15 protein-coding genes are annotated in these 16,256 nt (G+C 57.7%); 8 read left to right on the top strand and 7 right to left on the bottom strand.

Features of this window, described 5'->3' with window-relative positions; genetic code table 11:
- Positions 1–142: 142 nt before the first annotated feature.
- Together dnaN and recF are read left to right on the top strand one after the other, a co-directional pair.
- Positions 143–1,264 (top strand): DNA polymerase III subunit beta, encoded by a 1,122-nt coding sequence (gene dnaN / locus ACR3ES_RS01370; protein WP_170430660.1) that lies wholly within the window; start codon positions 143–145, stop codon positions 1,262–1,264.
- 59 nt (positions 1,265–1,323) lie between these two features.
- Positions 1,324–2,421, top strand: coding sequence for a DNA replication/repair protein RecF (gene recF / locus ACR3ES_RS01365; protein ID WP_170430662.1), 1,098 nt, complete (start codon positions 1,324–1,326; stop codon positions 2,419–2,421).
- Here the strand turns inward: recF and ACR3ES_RS01360 are convergent.
- Positions 2,418–2,984 carry a carboxymuconolactone decarboxylase family protein gene (locus ACR3ES_RS01360; protein WP_170430663.1) on the bottom strand — a complete coding sequence of 189 codons (567 nt, stop codon included), beginning with the start codon at positions 2,982–2,984 and terminating at the stop codon, positions 2,418–2,420. The two genes, recF and ACR3ES_RS01360, sit on opposite strands and share 4 nt — an antisense overlap.
- 100 nt (positions 2,985–3,084) lie before the next feature.
- On the opposite strand from ACR3ES_RS01360, the gene ACR3ES_RS01355 reads away from it, so the two are divergent.
- Both ACR3ES_RS01355 and gyrB read left to right on the top strand, forming a co-directional pair.
- Complete coding sequence (locus ACR3ES_RS01355; protein ID WP_170430666.1) at positions 3,085–3,657, top strand: TetR/AcrR family transcriptional regulator; 573 nt, start codon at positions 3,085–3,087, stop codon at positions 3,655–3,657.
- Between the two features lie 103 nt (positions 3,658–3,760).
- Entirely contained in the window at positions 3,761–6,178 is a 2,418-nt protein-coding gene (gene gyrB, locus ACR3ES_RS01350) for a DNA topoisomerase (ATP-hydrolyzing) subunit B (RefSeq protein WP_480424668.1), read from the top strand.
- A gap of 124 nt (positions 6,179–6,302) precedes the next feature.
- Here the strand turns inward: gyrB and ACR3ES_RS01345 are convergent, their stop codons facing one another.
- A complete protein-coding gene (locus ACR3ES_RS01345; RefSeq protein ID WP_480424666.1) occupies positions 6,303–6,944 on the bottom strand; it encodes a TetR/AcrR family transcriptional regulator in 642 nt (213 codons plus the stop codon).
- Between the two features lie 87 nt (positions 6,945–7,031).
- Here ACR3ES_RS01345 and ACR3ES_RS01340 point away from each other — a divergent pair, with 87 nt between their 5' ends.
- Together ACR3ES_RS01340 and ACR3ES_RS01335 are read left to right on the top strand one after the other, a co-directional pair.
- The gene (locus ACR3ES_RS01340) at positions 7,032–8,192 is read left to right on the top strand and encodes an efflux RND transporter periplasmic adaptor subunit (protein WP_170430671.1); all 1,161 of its coding nucleotides are present in this window, start codon (positions 7,032–7,034) and stop codon (positions 8,190–8,192) included.
- A 12-nt stretch (positions 8,193–8,204) separates the two neighbouring features.
- The gene (locus tag ACR3ES_RS01335) at positions 8,205–11,351 is read left to right on the top strand and encodes an efflux RND transporter permease subunit (RefSeq protein ID WP_480424665.1); all 3,147 of its coding nucleotides are present in this window, start codon (positions 8,205–8,207) and stop codon (positions 11,349–11,351) included.
- Between the two features lie 23 nt (positions 11,352–11,374).
- On the opposite strand, the gene ACR3ES_RS01330 is transcribed toward ACR3ES_RS01335, so the two are convergent.
- Positions 11,375–11,833 carry an Lrp/AsnC family transcriptional regulator gene (locus ACR3ES_RS01330; RefSeq protein ID WP_170430675.1) on the bottom strand — a complete coding sequence of 153 codons (459 nt, stop codon included), beginning with the start codon at positions 11,831–11,833 and terminating at the stop codon, positions 11,375–11,377.
- 119 nt (positions 11,834–11,952) lie between these two features.
- Between ACR3ES_RS01330 and ACR3ES_RS01325 the strand changes: the two genes are divergently transcribed.
- Positions 11,953–12,753: a phenylalanine 4-monooxygenase gene (locus ACR3ES_RS01325; protein WP_170430677.1), complete on the top strand. Its 801-nt coding sequence runs from the start codon at positions 11,953–11,955 to the stop codon at positions 12,751–12,753.
- 48 nt (positions 12,754–12,801) lie between these two features.
- Here the strand turns inward: ACR3ES_RS01325 and ACR3ES_RS01320 are convergent, their stop codons facing one another.
- The 4 genes from ACR3ES_RS01320 to ACR3ES_RS01305 all read right to left on the bottom strand — a co-directional run bounded on the left by ACR3ES_RS01320 (position 12,802) and on the right by ACR3ES_RS01305 (position 15,627).
- Positions 12,802–13,320, bottom strand: coding sequence for a GNAT family N-acetyltransferase (locus ACR3ES_RS01320; protein ID WP_170430679.1), 519 nt, complete (start codon positions 13,318–13,320; stop codon positions 12,802–12,804).
- Positions 13,317–13,871, bottom strand: a complete 555-nt coding sequence (locus ACR3ES_RS01315; protein WP_170430681.1) for a helix-turn-helix transcriptional regulator — start codon at positions 13,869–13,871, stop codon at positions 13,317–13,319. The genes ACR3ES_RS01320 and ACR3ES_RS01315 overlap by 4 nt, the downstream gene beginning before the upstream one ends.
- A gap of 117 nt (positions 13,872–13,988) precedes the next feature.
- Entirely contained in the window at positions 13,989–15,005 is a 1,017-nt protein-coding gene (locus tag ACR3ES_RS01310; RefSeq protein ID WP_170430684.1) for a Fe(3+) ABC transporter substrate-binding protein, read from the bottom strand.
- A gap of 190 nt (positions 15,006–15,195) precedes the next feature.
- Positions 15,196–15,627: a MarR family winged helix-turn-helix transcriptional regulator gene (locus ACR3ES_RS01305; protein WP_170430686.1), complete on the bottom strand. Its 432-nt coding sequence runs from the start codon at positions 15,625–15,627 to the stop codon at positions 15,196–15,198.
- 122 nt (positions 15,628–15,749) lie between these two features.
- Between ACR3ES_RS01305 and ACR3ES_RS01300 the strand changes: the two genes are divergently transcribed.
- A complete protein-coding gene (locus tag ACR3ES_RS01300) occupies positions 15,750–16,199 on the top strand; it encodes a hypothetical protein (protein WP_170430688.1) in 450 nt (149 codons plus the stop codon).
- Positions 16,200–16,256 lie beyond the last annotated feature (57 nt).

Raw genomic sequence — 16,256 nt, 5'->3', positions numbered from 1 at the left:
ACTGTACCGGATGGACAATGTGCCCCTTGACGCTGTGGCCTTTCCAACCCAGAAATCCGTAAAAAATCCTTGTGCCTCAGGGCTGAACCGCTAACGTTCCAGTCCCGCCCATGTAAGCACTCAAGTCAGAGGAATTGAGGGTATGAAGATCAGCATCGAACGCGCCGCCCTTCTCAAGGCCGTTTCGCAGGCCCAATCCGTTGTGGAACGCCGCAACACAATTCCGATCCTGGCCAATGTGCTGATCGAGGCCGAAGGCGATCAAGTGCAGTTCCGGGCCACGGATTTGGATATCGAAGTGGTCGACAAAGCGCCTGCGCAGGTTGAGAAAGCCGGGGCCACAACTGTTGCCGCAACGACCCTGCATGAAATTGTGCGCAAGCTGCCGGACGGGGCATTGGTGACCCTGACGGCGGACAGTGCGGCGGGGCGTCTGACGGTTGAGGCCGGTCGGTCGAATTTCTCACTGGCGACCCTGCCGAAAGAGGATTTTCCGGTCATGGCATCCTCGGAGTATCAGTCGAATTTCACGGCGACGGCAGCCCTCTTGCGTCGGCTGTTCGACAAGTCGAAATTCGCGATTTCGACCGAAGAGACCCGCTATTACCTGAACGGCGTCTATATGCATGTCACCGAAGGGTCCGACGGTGGAGAAGTTCTGCGCTGCGTGGCAACAGACGGGCACCGCCTGGCGCGGATCGACGCGGACTGCCCCGTGGGTGCCGCAGACATGCCCGGCGTCATCGTCCCGCGCAAAACCGTGGGCGAGTTGCGCAAGCTGCTGGACGATGATGAAATGGACATCGCCGTATCGGTCAGCGAAACCAAAGTACGCTTTGCGACGCCGGATATTACACTCACCTCCAAGGTGATCGACGGAACCTTTCCCGACTACACCCGCGTCATTCCGCAGGGCAACACCCGCAAGATGGAAGTGGACGCGGCAGAGTTTGCGCAGGCGGTGGATCGGGTCGCAACCGTTTCCTCGGAACGCTCGCGCGCGGTAAAGCTGCAATTGGACGGGGACAAACTGGTGCTGTCCGTCAACGCGCCTGACAGCGGTGCCGCCGAAGAAGAACTGGCGGTTGCCTACGGCGACGAGCGGCTGGAAATCGGCTTTAACGCCAAATACCTGCTGGAGATCGCGTCTCAGGTCGATCGCGAAAACGCGGTGTTCCTGTTCAATTCGGCGGGCGATCCGACATTGATGCGCGAGGGCAATGACCAGAGCGCGGTTTATGTCGTCATGCCAATGCGCGTCTGATCGCGCTGGCGCGCGATGCCTGCGGCGCGAGTATTTGTAAAAAGATGAAGGGAGGGGTCATGGCATTGGCCCTGACCGAGCTGACGGTCTCACATTTCCGGTCGCACAAGTTGGCGCGTCTTGCCTTGGACCGGCGCCCGGTTGCGCTCTATGGGCTGAATGGTGCAGGCAAGACCAATATCCTTGAGGCGGTTTCACTGTTTTCCCCCGGTCGCGGATTGCGGCGGGCCAGCGCGGCAGAGATGACGCGTCGCCCTGAGGCGCTTGGTTGGAAATTGACTTGTGTGCTCCAGGCGCAGGGGCAGATATCCGAAATCGAAACCTGGTCCGAAGGGGGCGCGGCGCGGCAGGTGCGGATTGATGGCAAGACCGCCAGTCAGATCGATTTGGGCAAACTGGCGCGGGTTGTTTGGCTGATCCCGTCGATGGATCGTTTGTGGATCGAAGGTGCCGAGGGACGCCGCCGATTTTTAGACCGGATCGCCCTGAGCTTTGATCCCGCACATGCCGAGACCTCGCTGACATACGAAAAAGCGATGCGGGAACGCAATCGGCTGCTTAAAGAACAGGTGCGGGACGCCCATTGGTATGCGGCTCTGGAAGGGCAACTGGCCGAGACGGGTCATCAGATCCACGCGGCGCGGATGGCAGCTTTGGATCATATCAGGGGCGCGCAAGCCAAGGCAGAAACCGCGTTTCCGTCGGCAGAGCTGGAATTGGTGCAGACCGAAGGCGAAATGCCTGCGACAGTCGATGACCTGCAAGAGGCATTGGCGGAAAGCCGGTTTCGCGATCTGGCAGCCGGTCGTACTCTGGTCGGGCCGCACCGAACCGATCTGTACGGTGTGTTTGCCGCAAAAGGCGTGCCCGCGCGCGATTGTTCAACCGGCGAGCAAAAAGCGCTGCTGGTCTCGCTGATCCTGTCCAACGCCCGGGCTTTGGCTGGGTTGATCGGCGCGCCGCCGATCGTACTGTTGGATGAGGTTGCAGCCCATCTGGACGCTGATCGCCGCGCCGCGCTTTATGATGAGATATGTGCTTTGGGGGCTCAGGCCTGGATGACGGGCACCGGGCCTGAGTTGTTTGCGGAACTGGGTGAACGTGCCCAGCTGTTTTCCGTCGCCGAAAGCGATGAGGGCTCGGTCGTGACCTCTTAAGCGGTTTCGGCCACTTTGCGTTCCCAGAGAAAGCCCCGCATGACTTCGTCAACGGGTGTCTGTGCCATATGGTTGACGTAGTTCGACATGGTTTTCTGCGCGAGGCCCAACACGACGTCCAGCACCGCCCGGTGTGAATAGCCAGCATCAAAAAACGCCTGCAACTGTTCTTCGGTGACATTGCCGCGTGTTTGCATCATCTGCAGCGTGAACGTACGCAGTGCTTCCAGCTTGGCATTGGGCAGCGGGGTTTCATTGCGCAGGGCTTCGGTGATCTCGTCCGACACTTTCATCATCTTGGCGATACCCGTATGGGCCGGAACGCAGTAGTGGCATTCGTTTTCCACATTGATGGTCTGCCAAACGACGGTCTTTTCGTCATTGTCGAAATCGGTTTTCAGAAAGAGATGATGCAAGACCTGGTAGCCTTCCAGATGCTGAGGGCTTTCGGACATGACCTTGTGCAGACCCGGCAGCCGGCCAAAGGCGGCCTGAGATTTTTCCAGCAGTGGTTTGGATCCTTCCGGGGCGGATTCGAGATCGTGAGAGGGGAAATTTGCCATGTCGGAACTCCTGTTTCTGGTGCGACGGGTCGTATTTAGGGTTTATTGAGCGATCACTCAAGTATATATTTGAGCAAACGTTCAAGAATTGGTGAAGCCAATGCCCCGAAAACCTGCATATGACCGAGAGGCTCTGATCGACCAAGCCAGAGATATCTTCTGGCGTCAGGGTTGGGCTGGCACCTCGTTGAAGGATCTCGAGCGAGAACTGAAACTAAAGCCAGGCAGCTTTTACGCAGCTTTTGGGTCCAAGGATGCGCTTTATGCGCTGGCGCTAGAACGCTATGCGCAGGAAGGCGTCGCGCGCATGACTGCACTGGCAGAGGAACTGGGCCCCAAGGCGGCTTTGCAGGCGCAGCCCCGGCTGGTGGTCGAGGCTGCGGGGCTGCCCGCCAAAGCGTGTATGTTGGCCAAGACTTATGCGGAGTTGCAGGCAAAGGATCACGAACTGGCCGAAAAGGCAGGAGCGCATATGGCTGAGATGAAAGCCTGCTTTTCCACCCTGTTCCGGAGAGCCCAGCAGGCAGGCGAGATCGGCCCTGAACACGACCCGGAGCGGTTGGCAACGCGCTATCAGTCTGACCTGTTGGGGCTGCGGCTGTCTGCGGAACGCGATGATGTGGATGCCTTCGCCATAGCTGCGGATATTGCAGCGGATATTGATCGTCTCTGACGCCGCACAAAAGACCAATCTCAAACACAAAATATTGGGGGATCGCGTGACATTCCCCACCAGAGAACGTATAAGATAGCAAAATAATAAAGGTACTAACGGCATGTCCGAAGACGCACAGGCACCGCAAGAATACGGCGCAGATTCCATTAAAGTTCTCAAAGGCTTAGAGGCTGTTCGCAAGCGCCCCGGTATGTATATCGGGGACACGGACGACGGCTCTGGCCTGCACCACATGGTGTATGAGGTCGTCGACAATGGAATTGATGAGGCATTGGCCGGCCACGCCGACCATGTCACCGTAAAAATCCACGCCGATTCCAGCGTATCGGTAAGCGACAATGGGCGCGGAATTCCGGTCGATACGCACCCCGAAGAAGGCGTTTCCGCCGCCGAGGTCATTATGACCCAACTGCATGCGGGCGGGAAGTTTGACAGCAACTCGTACAAAGTGTCGGGCGGTCTGCACGGTGTGGGTGTTTCGGTGGTCAACGCTTTATCAGATTGGCTGGAGTTGCGCATATGGCGGGCCGGAAAAGAGCACGTTGCGCGCTTTGAAGGTGGCGAGACGGCGGAGCATCTGAAAGTTGTGGGCGAGGCTGGCGGCCGCACCGGGACCGAGGTGCGATTCTTGGCCTCGACCAACACGTTTTCGAATCTGGAATACTCTTTCGAGACGCTGGAAAAACGTCTTCGCGAACTGGCCTTCCTGAACTCGGGCGTGCGCATCATTCTGATCGACGAACGTCCGGCGGAACGCCTGGAAACCGAGCTGTTCTACGAAGGCGGCGTCAAGGAGTTCGTTAAGTATCTGGATCGCTCAAAAACGGCGGCCATGCCGGAACCGATCTACATCAAGGGCGAACGGGATGAGATCGGCGTTGAAATCGCCATGTGGTGGAATGACAGCTATCACGAGACGGTTCTGCCCTTCACCAACAACATCCCCCAGCGCGATGGGGGTACGCACGTAGCGGGCTTCCGGGGTGCCCTGACGCGGACGATCAACAACTACGCACAGTCCAGCGGCATCGCGAAGAAGGAAAAGGTCAGTTTCACCGGCGATGATGCGCGCGAGGGTCTGACCTGCGTGTTGTCGGTCAAAGTGCCTGACCCGAAATTCTCATCCCAGACCAAGGACAAGCTGGTCAGTTCCGAGGTGCGCCCGGCAGTTGAAAGTCTGATGAATGAGAAATTGGCCGAATGGTTCGAAGAGAACCCAAATGAGGCCAAGATCATTGTCGGCAAGATCATCGAGGCCGCTCTGGCCCGCGAAGCAGCCCGGAAAGCCCGTGAACTGACCCGTCGCAAGACGGCAATGGATGTGAACTATCTGGCCGGGAAGCTGAAAGACTGTTCCGAAAAAGATCCGTCCAAGACCGAAGTGTTCCTCGTTGAGGGGGACTCGGCGGGTGGCTCAGCTCAGACCGGGCGTGACCGGCTGACCCAGGCCGTTCTGCCACTGCGTGGAAAAATCCTGAACGTCGAACGCGCACGGTTTGACCGGATGCTGTCGTCTCAAGAGATTGGCAACCTCGTCATGGCGCTGGGCACCGGCATTGGCCGCGATGAGTTCAACATCGAAAAGCTGCGGTACCACAAGATCGTGATCATGACCGATGCGGACGTGGACGGCGCGCACATTCGGACGTTGTTGCTGACCTTCTTCTACCGGCAGATGCCCGAACTGATAGAAGGCGGATATCTCTATATCGCGCAGCCACCTCTCTACAAAGTATCTCGCGGCAAGTCCGAGGTCTATCTGAAGGACCAAGCCGCGCTGGACGACTACCTGATCAATCAGGGGGTCGAGGGTGCCGTGCTGCAGCTCGGGTCTGGTGAGGAAATCATCGGCCAGGATTTGACCCGCGTAGTGGATGAAGCCCGTCAGTTGAAACGCGTTCTGGATGCTTTCCCAACGCACTATCCGCGTCACATTCTGGAACAAGCCGCCGTCGCCGGTGCTTTTGTCCCCGGCGCGGTGGACGCCGACCTGCAGGGCGTGGCCGACAAGGTCGCCGCGCGGCTGGACCTTATCGCGTTGGAATACGAACGCGGTTGGCAGGGCCGTATCACACAGGACCATGGCATCCGCCTGGCCCGCATCTTGCGCGGTGTCGAAGAGGTTCGCACGCTGGACGGCCCGATGCTCCGATCAGGTGAGGCGCGCAAGACCGGCAGCTTCACGCAAAGCCTTCAGGAGATTTACAACACGTCGGCAACCCTGATCCGGCGTGACCGCAGCCAGGTGATCCACGGCCCTCTGGATTTGCAGCGCGCCATTCTGGAAGAGGGTGAAAAGGGCCTGTCCTTGCAGCGCTACAAAGGTCTGGGCGAGATGAACCCGGATCAGCTGTGGGAAACGACGCTCGACCCGGATGCGCGTACGTTGCTGCAAGTGCGTGTAGATGACATGGTCGAAGCAGATGATCTGTTCACCAAGCTCATGGGTGACGTGGTCGAACCCCGCCGTGAGTTCATCCAGCAAAACGCTCTGAGTGTCGAGAATTTGGATTTCTAGGCCGTTTTGCTCGGACTGAAAGACGGGTCCAGAAGCTTTCGCTGAGTGGTCCCGTCGGCGTTCCGTAGTGGAGGACGGGCCACATCAGCAATCCTCAGGGCAATCCCGGCCAGACCTGTGCCGGTCAGCTGAGCATACGTTCAGCTACGTCTTCCAACATGTCATGCAAATCGAAAGCAGCGGCTTTTTCTGCAAGACCATGATCGCGCAGGATAAAGGACAGGCCGTGAACGAAACTCCATAACAGAAAGCCACGACGGCGCACCTCATCGGTGACTTCCGACTCTCCCAGGCATTTCGCGACTTCAGAAAGCAGGATTCCAAAAACCTGTTGGCCTGCATCTTCGAGGCGCGGATCCGTAATGCGATCGGTGAATCCCCCGAATTTCAATCGGAATACGCCGGGTTCCCGAATGGCAAAGGCCACATACTCCATCCCAATCGCCGTGATGCGCTCAGGAGTTGCTTCGGGGATGCCCTCCAGCGCAGCGAGTGTGTTTTCGCGGTGCCGCGCCATACCTCCTAAAACCACCGCAACCAGCATTTCTGTTTTATCTTTGAAATGTTTGTAGGGTGCCGCCGTCGAAACGCCCGCCAGTTTACAGGCGTCGGAAACCGAGAAGGTGTCTGGACCTTTTTCCTCAACCAATTGCCGCGTCGCGTCGATAAGAGCCGCGCGCAGGTCCCCGTGATGGTAGCCCTTCTTAATGGCTGCCTGATGCCTCTTCTTTGTGCGCAATGCCTGATTTTTTTCGTTGCTCGTCATGATCCAACATGTGGCAGATCGCGTATACCTTGTCAAAGTGAGAAGAACTAACATATGTTAGAGACGCTAACTTAACGAGGCCCTGAAATGTCGGAACCTGCAAAGTCTCCCTCAACGCAGCCCAAGCGCAGCCTCTTGGCGCGCCTCTTCCGTGGTGGCGTGCGGTTTGGTCTGACCCTCGGTGTCATAGCCGCCGCCGCCGCTGCGGTTCATTTCGGGGCCTCGGAATTGACACGTCGGGCCGACGCTGTGCCTGCGCCCGACGCGGCCGCAGTAACACCTGTGTCTGCAACGCCGATCACTCAGGAAACCGGCTATTCGATAGATCGTGTATTTATCGGCCAGGTCGAAGCCCAGCGGTCCGCCGACATCTCATTCGAACTAAGCGGAACGCTGGATAAGATACTTGTCGACGAAGGCGATGGAGTTGCGAAAGGGCAGCTGTTAGCGACCCTCGACGTCGCCTTGCTGGACGTTGAGCGCGACCGCTTGACCGCTTCTCGCGACGCCGTCGAAGCGCAATTGGTGTTTGCGCAAAAAACTGTTGAACGGAACGCGAAACTTATCGAGCAGGGGTTCACCAGCCAGGCGCGTCTGGACGAAGCGGTGGCCCAGCAGGACGAATTGATGTCGCGAATGGGTGAGCTTGATGCCGCCCTTCAGGACGTGACAGTGCGGATCGAAAAATCCAGCATCGAGGCCCCATTTGCCGGTCGTGTGGCGGCCCGTCATGTAGATGGAGGAGAAACCCTGCGACCCGGTGATCTTGTCCTAGGCATGGTCGAAGTTGTATCGCCACAGGTTCGGATCGGTATTCCGCTGGATGTGGATCCGATGCTGTTGTCGGAGGTGGAGATCGAAATCGGTGGTGAGCGACTGACTGCAAGCTTGGCAACGCTGCGGCCCGACATTGATCCGCTGACGCGTACACGAACCGCCCTCTTCGATCTGCAGAATGGCGTCGACGTCGCGTTTGGTCAGACTGCGCGCGTCCACATTCGTCAACCGGTTGAAAGCGCGGGTACGTGGGTACCGACGACATCTCTTAAAGAAGGGACCCGGGGCAGGTGGACCCTGCTTGTTGCCGATCCGCAAAAAACGGTGCGCGTGGCGACAGTCGAAGTGCTGCATGCGGAAGACGAGCGTGTCTTTGTGCGCGGTGCCTTTCCGGATGGAACGGTTCTGATCGACCAGGGTCCGCAACGGGTGACCGTCGGGCAGCGTGTTGCCTTTGAAATGACCGAGTGACGGAGCGGGCAGATGGAAACGCTTACCTTTCGTCACCCACGGCTGGTCGCTCTGATCATTCTGGTCCTTGTCTCTGCCGGGCTGTCTTCTTTCCTGTCGCTGGGCCGTCAGGAAGACCCTACAATCACCAACCTGTTTGCAACGGTCACCACGCAATTTCCGGGGGCTGACCCGGAGCGGGTCGAGGCTCTGGTGACAGCAGAAATAGAAGAAGAGTTGCGAAAGATCGCCGAGGTGGACGAAATCAGTTCGGTTTCCAGATCGGGCGTGTCCGTGGTGTCGGTCGAATTGCTGGAGACGCTGGACGAAGCAACCATCGAGCAGGTCTGGTCCGAAGCGCGCGACGCCGTCGATGATGCAGCGCAGAACTTTCCGGCAGGTGTTCTGCCACCTGAATTCGACGCCGAAGGTGTCTCGGCTTACTCAGCCGTCATAGCGGTCGCGGCAGAAAGCGCGGATTATCCCGTTACGCTTCTGTCCCGCCATGCCGAAGCACTAGGCGACAGGCTGCGGGCAATTCCTGCGACCCGCGCAGTGGACTATTTCGGGCAGCCCGAGGAAGAGATTCTGGTCAGCGTCGATATGGACAAGGCCACGGCATTGGGCCTGAGCGCGACGGAAATCTCGCAGCGTATTGCCGAGGCGGATGGCAAGATCCAGTCCGGTCGGCTGCAATCTGATGTTGATCTGACCATCAATATCAGCGGCGAAATCGAAACACTGGATCGCATTCGGAACATCGTTCTGCGCGAAAGCACCGAAGGCGCAGTTGTCCTGCTCGGTGACATCGCAGTTGTCGACCGTGGAGCCCGTATGCCGCAATCGGCCATCGCTGTGGCCAATGGGATGCCCGCAGTTTTGATCGGCGTGCTGGCGCAAGACGGCGTTCAGATTGACCGCTGGATGGGGTTCGTGCGCGATGAGCTTACTGCTGGTGCCGATGCCGTCCCCTTGGGCATTCAGGAAATGCTGCTGTTTGATCAAAGTGGATACACAACCGATCGCCTGACTGAGGTTGGGATCAACATGGCCATCGGCGTCGCATTGGTGGTGGCGGTGCTGTTCGTGACGCTGGGCGTCAGGGCGGCAGCCATTGTGGCGCTCGTACTACCTGTTGTGTCCTTGGCGACGCTTGCGACCATGAACATGATCGGACTGCCAATCCACCAGATGTCCGTCACCGGATTGATCGTTGCGTTGGGTTTGTTGGTGGACGCGGCAATTGTCATGACGGACGAGATCCGGCGCCGCCTTCAGGACGGGATGGAGCGTATCGCGGCCGTTCGGGATGCGGTGCGCCGTCTGGCGGCACCCCTTTTGGCGTCGACCGTAACAACCGCCTTGGCGTTCATGCCGATGATCCTGCTGCCGGGGCCTGCCGGGGATTTTGTCGGCGCCATCGCCATCGCCGTGGTTTTGATGCTGGTCTGGTCTTTGTTTGTCGCTTTGACAGTGACACCGGCCATCGCAGGCTGGGTTCTGTCGAGCAAATCTGACGCCGGAATGCTGAGCCAGGGTATCCGCATTCCCCCCCTTGGCCGTCTGTTTGAGGCTTCGATCCGATTGTCCGTCGCCAATCCGATACGGTCCATTGCAGTGGCCCTGATCTTGCCGGTTTTGGGGTTTGCGGCGTTCCCGACCCTGACGGCACAGTTCTTTCCCGGCGTGGACCGCAACCAGTTCTACATCGAAGTTGACATGCCCGGGGGCACGTCCATCGCAACAACCCGGACCACAGCTAACCAGATCGACGAAATGCTGCTGACCGACTCTGGGGTCAAAAGCGTCTACTGGACCGTTGGGGAGTCAGGCCCGGCTTTCTACTACAATATTGTCGGCAACCGGTCGCGTGAGCCGGGTTTTGCACAGGCCATGATCACAACTGAAACCGATGCCGATGCCGCGCGCCTTGTCGGAGAGTTGCAGACGCGGCTGGATACCGATTTCCCCGATGCTCAGATCATCGTCCGGAACCTCGTGCAGGGGCCGCCGGTCGCCGCGCCGGTTGAGGTCAAGATTCAGGGACAAGACATCACAGTCTTGCGCAACCTCGGGGATGAGGTCCGGTCCGTGATGGCCAATCTTGATCTCGTAACCCAAGCTCGCGCTAGCGTGAACGGTGGCAACCCGCAGATCCGTTTTGAAATCGACGAGGTCAAAGCCCGTTTGTTGGGCCTGGATGTCACGGATATCGCAGCGCAGCTGGACACCGCCCTTGTCGGGGTCACCGGCGGGTCATTGATCGAGGGGACGGAACAACTGCCCGTGCGTGTGCGTTTGGGTGAGGATGTGCGATCCGACCTCAGCGCAATTGCCAGCATGCCCATTCTGTTGCCAAATGCGCCGGCGATCTCGGCGACCGGTTCATTCCCCGCAGTGCCTCTGTCAGAACTGGCCAAGCCTGTCATTGAACCTGCGGAAAGTGTGATCACCCGTACGGATGGCGTGCGCGAGAACACGATCCAGGCCTTCATCGTGCCGGGCGTTTTGCCGGAAGAAGCTTTGCAGGACGTGTTGGAGGCTCTGGATGCATCGGGCTTTGCGTTGCCTCAGGGGTACTCAATCTCTTTAGGCGGCGATAGTGATGCGCGGTCGAACACGGTCGGAAACCTGATGGCGTCGGTCGGGCTGATCGTTACCCTGTCGATCGCGACCATCGTGCTGACGTTCAATTCGTTCCGGCTGACACTGGTGACCTTGGTTGTCTGCGTCCTGTCGGCGGGGCTATCGATGTTATCGCTGGCCGTTATGCAGTTTCCCTTTGGCATTCAGGCGATTATCGGTGTGATCGGGTCAATCGGTGTTTCGATCAATGCTGCCATCATCATCCTGACCGGCCTGCAGCAAGACCCGCAGGCCAGTCGCGGAGATCGCGCGGCCATGGCGCGCGTGGTCACAGGATCCAGCCGCCACATCATCTCGACAACCGTTACCACGTTCGGTGGGTTCCTGCCGCTGATTTTGGACGGGGGCGCCTTCTGGCCGCCATTCGCAGTTGCGATTGCTGGCGGCGTGTTGCTGTCGACGGTTGTTTCCTTCTACTTCACACCGCCCATGTTTGCGCTGGTTTACCGTGGGCGGTTCCGGGAAGGGTTGGCAAGCGACACCGCCGGTCCGGATAAGTCCGTTGCAGTGCACAAATTGGTGGCGGCTGAATAGGGGTCTGGACGCTGCGCCGCAATTCAGAGGATCGGTAAAGGCCCGCGCGTTTTGGTCTGACGCAGAACAAAATTGCTGCGGGTGTCGCGGACAAGTCCGGATTTTAGCAGGCGCTGCATGATGAACATCTCCAGATCTTCCGGAGTCTTGGCGTAGACCTTGAGAATGAAATCATGATCTCCGGTGATTGACGCGCATTCGACAATCTGCGGTTCGGTTTCCACAAGGCGCAGGAAGTCGGAGATACTGTCTTCTTGATGGTCGCGCAGAGCCACGTGAACATAGGCAATAGCGTTCAACCCAACAGCCTTGGCCGCGACCTGCGCGCGGTAACCGGAAACCACGCCGGATGCCTCCAGATCACGAACGCGCCGCCAGCATTGCGAGGCGGACAGTCCCGTTCGCTCCGCCAACTCCTGCATCGAAAGCCGGCCACTGATCTGCAATTCACGCAAGATGGCGATATCGGCTGATTGAAGCATTCTTTCCGAATTCTCTCAGGTTTCGATATGTTTATGCCAAGATAACTGCGTTTCTTTCAATTTCCAAACGAAACGCTTCGGAATTAAGGGGTATCCTGTCTACAAGCAGGAGGATCCCCATGCCAAAATCAACCAAATACACTGCCAAAGTGGCCGATGAGCGCGGCCATATTGACTATACCACCGAAGAGGATGCCGTTTGGGCAGACCTCTATGCCGCTCAGGAAGAGAATGTGCAGCGCTATATGGCGCGCGAATACATCGACGGGTTGACGCGGCTGGACCTGCCTAAAACGGCTGTGCCTTCCTGCGCCGACATCTCTGACCGGTTGATGGACATGACCGGGTGGCGCGTACAACCGGTTCCAGCACTGATCGGGTTCAAGACCTTCTTTGGCATGCTGGCAGATCGGGTCTTTCCTGCGGCGTCCTTCATTCGCTCGCGCGAGGATTTCGACTACATCGAAGAGCCCGATATCTTTCACGAGATCTTCGGGCATACACCGTTGTTGAGCGATCCTCGATTTGCGGCGTTCAGCCATGCAATCGGCCGCGCCGGTGTCCGAGCCGATGCTGCGGACTATTCCTGGCTGATCCGGCTTTATTGGTTCTCGATTGAGTTCGGCCTGCGCCGTCAGGATGGCGAGATCAAGGCGCTTGGGTCCGGGCTTGCCTCTTCCCCGACTGAACTCGTTTACGCGGTCACCAGTGACATCCCGGATCGGGATGAGTTTGATATTCTCACCATTCTTCGCACGCCGTATCGGATCGACATGCACCAGATGGGATACTTTGTGTTGAACGATCCTGAGGACTTGTTTGCCGCGGCAGAACGCGACCTTTTGGCGGACGTGCATCAGGCCCAATCGCTAGGATTGTTGCCCAACAAGTTTCCTGAGAAGGTCACGGCTGCGGAATAGGATGGCCATTGCACAGGCCCAACGCCAACGCTGGCGCTTCCAGGAAGACTAATTGAGATCCTTGTACATATATGTCGTTGGTTCAAACCGGTCCTCAAACGGATTAAGGCAATAATTCGGAATCTCGCCCGCAATCTGAAATCCAAGGCTCTGGTACAAAAGGCGCGATGGATCTGAACTGCGTGTGTCCAGAACCAGCAGCGTCCGGCCCAGATGCTCGGCCCGTTCAGTCAGCGCCTGCATCAGCGCGCGCGCCAGACCGCGCCGTCTGGCGTTCGGATGAACAAGCAGTTTTGCCACATCCGCCCGATGCGGCTGGTTGGGCATGTTTGCGGGGATCAGTTGCACGGTTCCTTGGATTTGACCCTCGCCGTAAACCACGAACAGGTCCAACGCCCCCGAGAGCAGATCTGGACGCACTTTATCCTGCCAATAGGTTCTGGCGTCCTCGGGTGCAAATGGCAGGACAAAGCCGATGCTGGCCCCCGTCTGAACACAGGCGTGCAGAATATCCGTCAGGTCATCCACCGCGTCTTCAAAATAGGCAGTCGTCAATCGGGTGATCATATCAACACCAGCAGGTAGCGCGCGCCACGGTTGGCGCCTGTTTCAAATCGTGTCGGCCCAGACAGGTGATAGCGCAGGCAATCCCCACCGCTGAGCGCGTGTGGCGTGCCATCAACGGTAAGCGTCAGCCCACCGTCCAACAGGATCAGGTGATGCTCCTGCCCGGGCTTGGGGGGCGTCTCATAGGTGATCACCGTGTCACGTGGCAAATGGCACTCCAGAACCTCACCGGTCAGCCCATTGGCCGGAGGTGAAACAGATCGGCGGGTGAACCCAGTCTCAGGGTCAGTCCATTCCAACTGCCGTTCAAAAGGAACCTTGGGGTCAAAGCCGTCTTCGACCATCATCAGCAACCGGGACATCGGCAAACCATACGCTGCGCATAGTCGGCCCAGATTTTCTGCTGTCGGGCTGACCTCGCCTTTTTCCATACGCGACAGGGTGGCGCGGCTGATCTTGCTGCGGTCCGCCAGTTGATCCAGCGACCATCCGTGCCTGTGGCGTAGTTCGTAAAGGCGTGCTGCAAGTCGGGTTGAGAGGGCTTCAAGCATAGATCACATACGAGAATCTGTTCCTAATATGAGAAATATACCCAAAATAATTAGGCCCACAACAAAAAAGGGTGCAGAAACCTCTGCACCCTTACACTGCTCGGAGAGGGTTGGAATTTACTTCCAGCCGACCTCGTTAAAGATTTTCTGTGCTTCGGGCACGTTCTTCGCAACGGCTGACAGGTCGACGCTGTCACCTTTGAAGTCACCCAATTCAGTAACAGACGCCGAAATGGCAACGCCTTCGACTGCCGGGTATTCGTCGTTACCGGCCGAGAAGTACTGCTGAGCCTGATCGCTCGCCAGATACTCCAGGAACTTGATGGCGTTGTCTTTGTTCGGTGCGTTTGCCGCAACGCCGCCACCAGACAGGTTCATGTGCGACCCGTTGCCGTCCTGATCCGGGAAGACCCAGCCGATCATGTCACGTTCAGCAGAGACGCCGTCCACGTCTTTGCGGATCGCGCGGGCAAAGTAATAGGTGTTGGACATCGCGATGTCGCACTCACCGGAAACGATGCCACGCAGCTGATCGGTATCGCCGCCCTGCGGATCGCGGGCAAAGTTTGCAACAACGCCTTCAGCCCAGTCTTTCGCGGCGTCAGCACCGGCATGTTCGATGATCGCTGCCAGGATGGTCTGGCTGTAGACATTGGTGCCTGAACGGATGCAAACCTGACCTTTGTATTTAGGGTCGGCCAGTTCGGCGTAGGTTTGCGGCGGCTCGCTCACGTCGTTCTTGTCGTAGAACAGAATGCGCGCACGCTGCGAGAAGCCAAACCACTGGTTGTCGCTGTCTTGCAGGTTTGCGGGGATACGCTCTTCGAGGACTGCACTGTCGATCGACTGCAGCACGCCTGCGTCTTTGGCGCGCTCAAGACGCGACGTGTCGACGGTGAGCAGAACGTCAGCGGGCGAGTTTGCGCCTTCGGCTTCCATACGAGCGATCAGCTCATCGGCCTTGCCTTCAATACGGTTGATTTTGATCCCGGTCGCCTCTTCGAAATCGGAATACAGACGTTCGTCTGTGTCGTAGTGACGTGACGAATACAGGTTCAGCTCACCTTCGGCGGCCGCCGAGGTGGCAATCAGTGCCGTCATGGCAACGGCAATACAGGTCGAGGATTTCAGCATAGTTTCTCCCAACATTTTTGTTCGCGCGGATATTAATCCGACTGATTTGCTCAATTAAACGATTCCAGAGGAGATTCAAGCAAATCCGATAGATTTAGTTGGTCAAAAGGCCGCATGCGTTCATCCGCCAACCTCGAAGCAGTGTGGCAAGTCAGATCCGTTAAATCTGCACAACTGTTATTTTCCAGGGTTATGGGCTTTGAAGGCCGGCAATCACCCGGCGCATGAAATCCATGAATCGCTCTTGTTCAGAGGCATTCAAAACACGCAGGGCATCTGCGTTCACGCTTTGCGCGCATGTGTATGCACTATCCCGCAATACAGCCGCCTTTTCTGTCAGCCAGATGTGCTGAGTCCTGGCATCGGTCGGGTTCCTTGTGCGTTTGATCAGGCCGTCACGCTCCATGCGATTGAGTGTATTTGCCAGTGTCGCCTGCTCGACATCGATCTTTTTCAACAGATCCTTTTGCGACACGCCGTCCTTGTGCCACAGCTCCAGCAGAACCGGGAACTGTCCGACAACGATGCCCAGGGGCGAAATCTGATGCTGCAATTCCCGGGCAAACAACCGCGCCATGTGATTTACGAGATATCCAGCTGAATCTTCTTTTCTGAGTTCCATGCCAAAGTCTAATACTTGAATAGCTTGCTATGCAAATATATATAGCTTGCTATATTAAATGGCCAAACGCCCCTTTGCGTGATGGAGCACGCAGGGTTTACCGTCAAAACCGGAGCAAGGAAATGCTGAGAAGAATACACCCAGTCGCCGGAGTAATCGGGTTTGTGATGATCCTGACCTTTTGGACCTCGACGGTCTTAAGCGAGCTATTCGGAACGCACGACATCGTTGCGGCGGTCAAATCTATGATCCTATACGGACTGTTGATCCTGATCCCGGCGATGGCAATTGTGGGTGCAACCGGGATGTCGATGGGACGGCGCCGCAAGGATAAACCTGCGATGGCAAAGAGGAGGCGCATGCCGATTATTGCCGCGAACGGTCTGCTGGTCCTTGTCCCGGCCGCGTTCTTTCTCAGTTCAAAGGCAAATGCTGGGTCGTTCGACACCAGCTTTGTTGCCGTTCAGGCCGTGGAGTTGATCGCGGGGGCAATCAATCTCACATTGATGGGGCTAAGTATTCGGGACGGTCGCACCATGCGCCTAAAGAGGCGCGCTGCGGTTTTGAACTGAGAAGGCTAAGGTCAGCCGAGAGCGGTACCGTGCGATCTCCGGATGGTTTGTCTGGAT

The organism is Ruegeria sp. B1, from assembly GCF_056535885.1.
The sequence above is the reverse complement of the archived record's forward strand: the minus strand, read 5'-3'. Positions and strand labels throughout refer to the sequence as shown.

Excerpts from the sequence above, each read along its gene's own strand:
- dnaN (WP_170430660.1), top strand. The coding sequence starts at position 143 with ATGAAGATCAGCATCGAACGCGCCGCCCTTCTCAAGGCCGTTTCGCAG.
- recF (WP_170430662.1), top strand. The coding sequence starts at position 1,324 with ATGGCATTGGCCCTGACCGAGCTGACGGTCTCACATTTCCGGTCGCAC.
- ACR3ES_RS01340 (WP_170430671.1), top strand. The coding sequence starts at position 7,032 with ATGTCGGAACCTGCAAAGTCTCCCTCAACGCAGCCCAAGCGCAGCCTC.
- ACR3ES_RS01355 (WP_170430666.1), top strand. The coding sequence starts at position 3,085 with ATGCCCCGAAAACCTGCATATGACCGAGAGGCTCTGATCGACCAAGCC.
- ACR3ES_RS01305 (WP_170430686.1), bottom strand. The coding sequence starts at position 15,627 with ATGGAACTCAGAAAAGAAGATTCAGCTGGATATCTCGTAAATCACATG.
- gyrB (WP_480424668.1), top strand. The coding sequence starts at position 3,761 with ATGTCCGAAGACGCACAGGCACCGCAAGAATACGGCGCAGATTCCATT.
- ACR3ES_RS01360 (WP_170430663.1), bottom strand. The coding sequence starts at position 2,984 with ATGGCAAATTTCCCCTCTCACGATCTCGAATCCGCCCCGGAAGGATCC.
- ACR3ES_RS01325 (WP_170430677.1), top strand. The coding sequence starts at position 11,953 with ATGCCAAAATCAACCAAATACACTGCCAAAGTGGCCGATGAGCGCGGC.
- ACR3ES_RS01320 (WP_170430679.1), bottom strand. The coding sequence starts at position 13,320 with ATGATCACCCGATTGACGACTGCCTATTTTGAAGACGCGGTGGATGAC.
- ACR3ES_RS01315 (WP_170430681.1), bottom strand. The coding sequence starts at position 13,871 with ATGCTTGAAGCCCTCTCAACCCGACTTGCAGCACGCCTTTACGAACTA.
- ACR3ES_RS01330 (WP_170430675.1), bottom strand. The coding sequence starts at position 11,833 with ATGCTTCAATCAGCCGATATCGCCATCTTGCGTGAATTGCAGATCAGT.
- ACR3ES_RS01300 (WP_170430688.1), top strand. The coding sequence starts at position 15,750 with ATGCTGAGAAGAATACACCCAGTCGCCGGAGTAATCGGGTTTGTGATG.
- ACR3ES_RS01335 (WP_480424665.1), top strand. The coding sequence starts at position 8,205 with ATGGAAACGCTTACCTTTCGTCACCCACGGCTGGTCGCTCTGATCATT.
- ACR3ES_RS01310 (WP_170430684.1), bottom strand. The coding sequence starts at position 15,005 with ATGCTGAAATCCTCGACCTGTATTGCCGTTGCCATGACGGCACTGATT.
- ACR3ES_RS01345 (WP_480424666.1), bottom strand. The coding sequence starts at position 6,944 with ATGACGAGCAACGAAAAAAATCAGGCATTGCGCACAAAGAAGAGGCAT.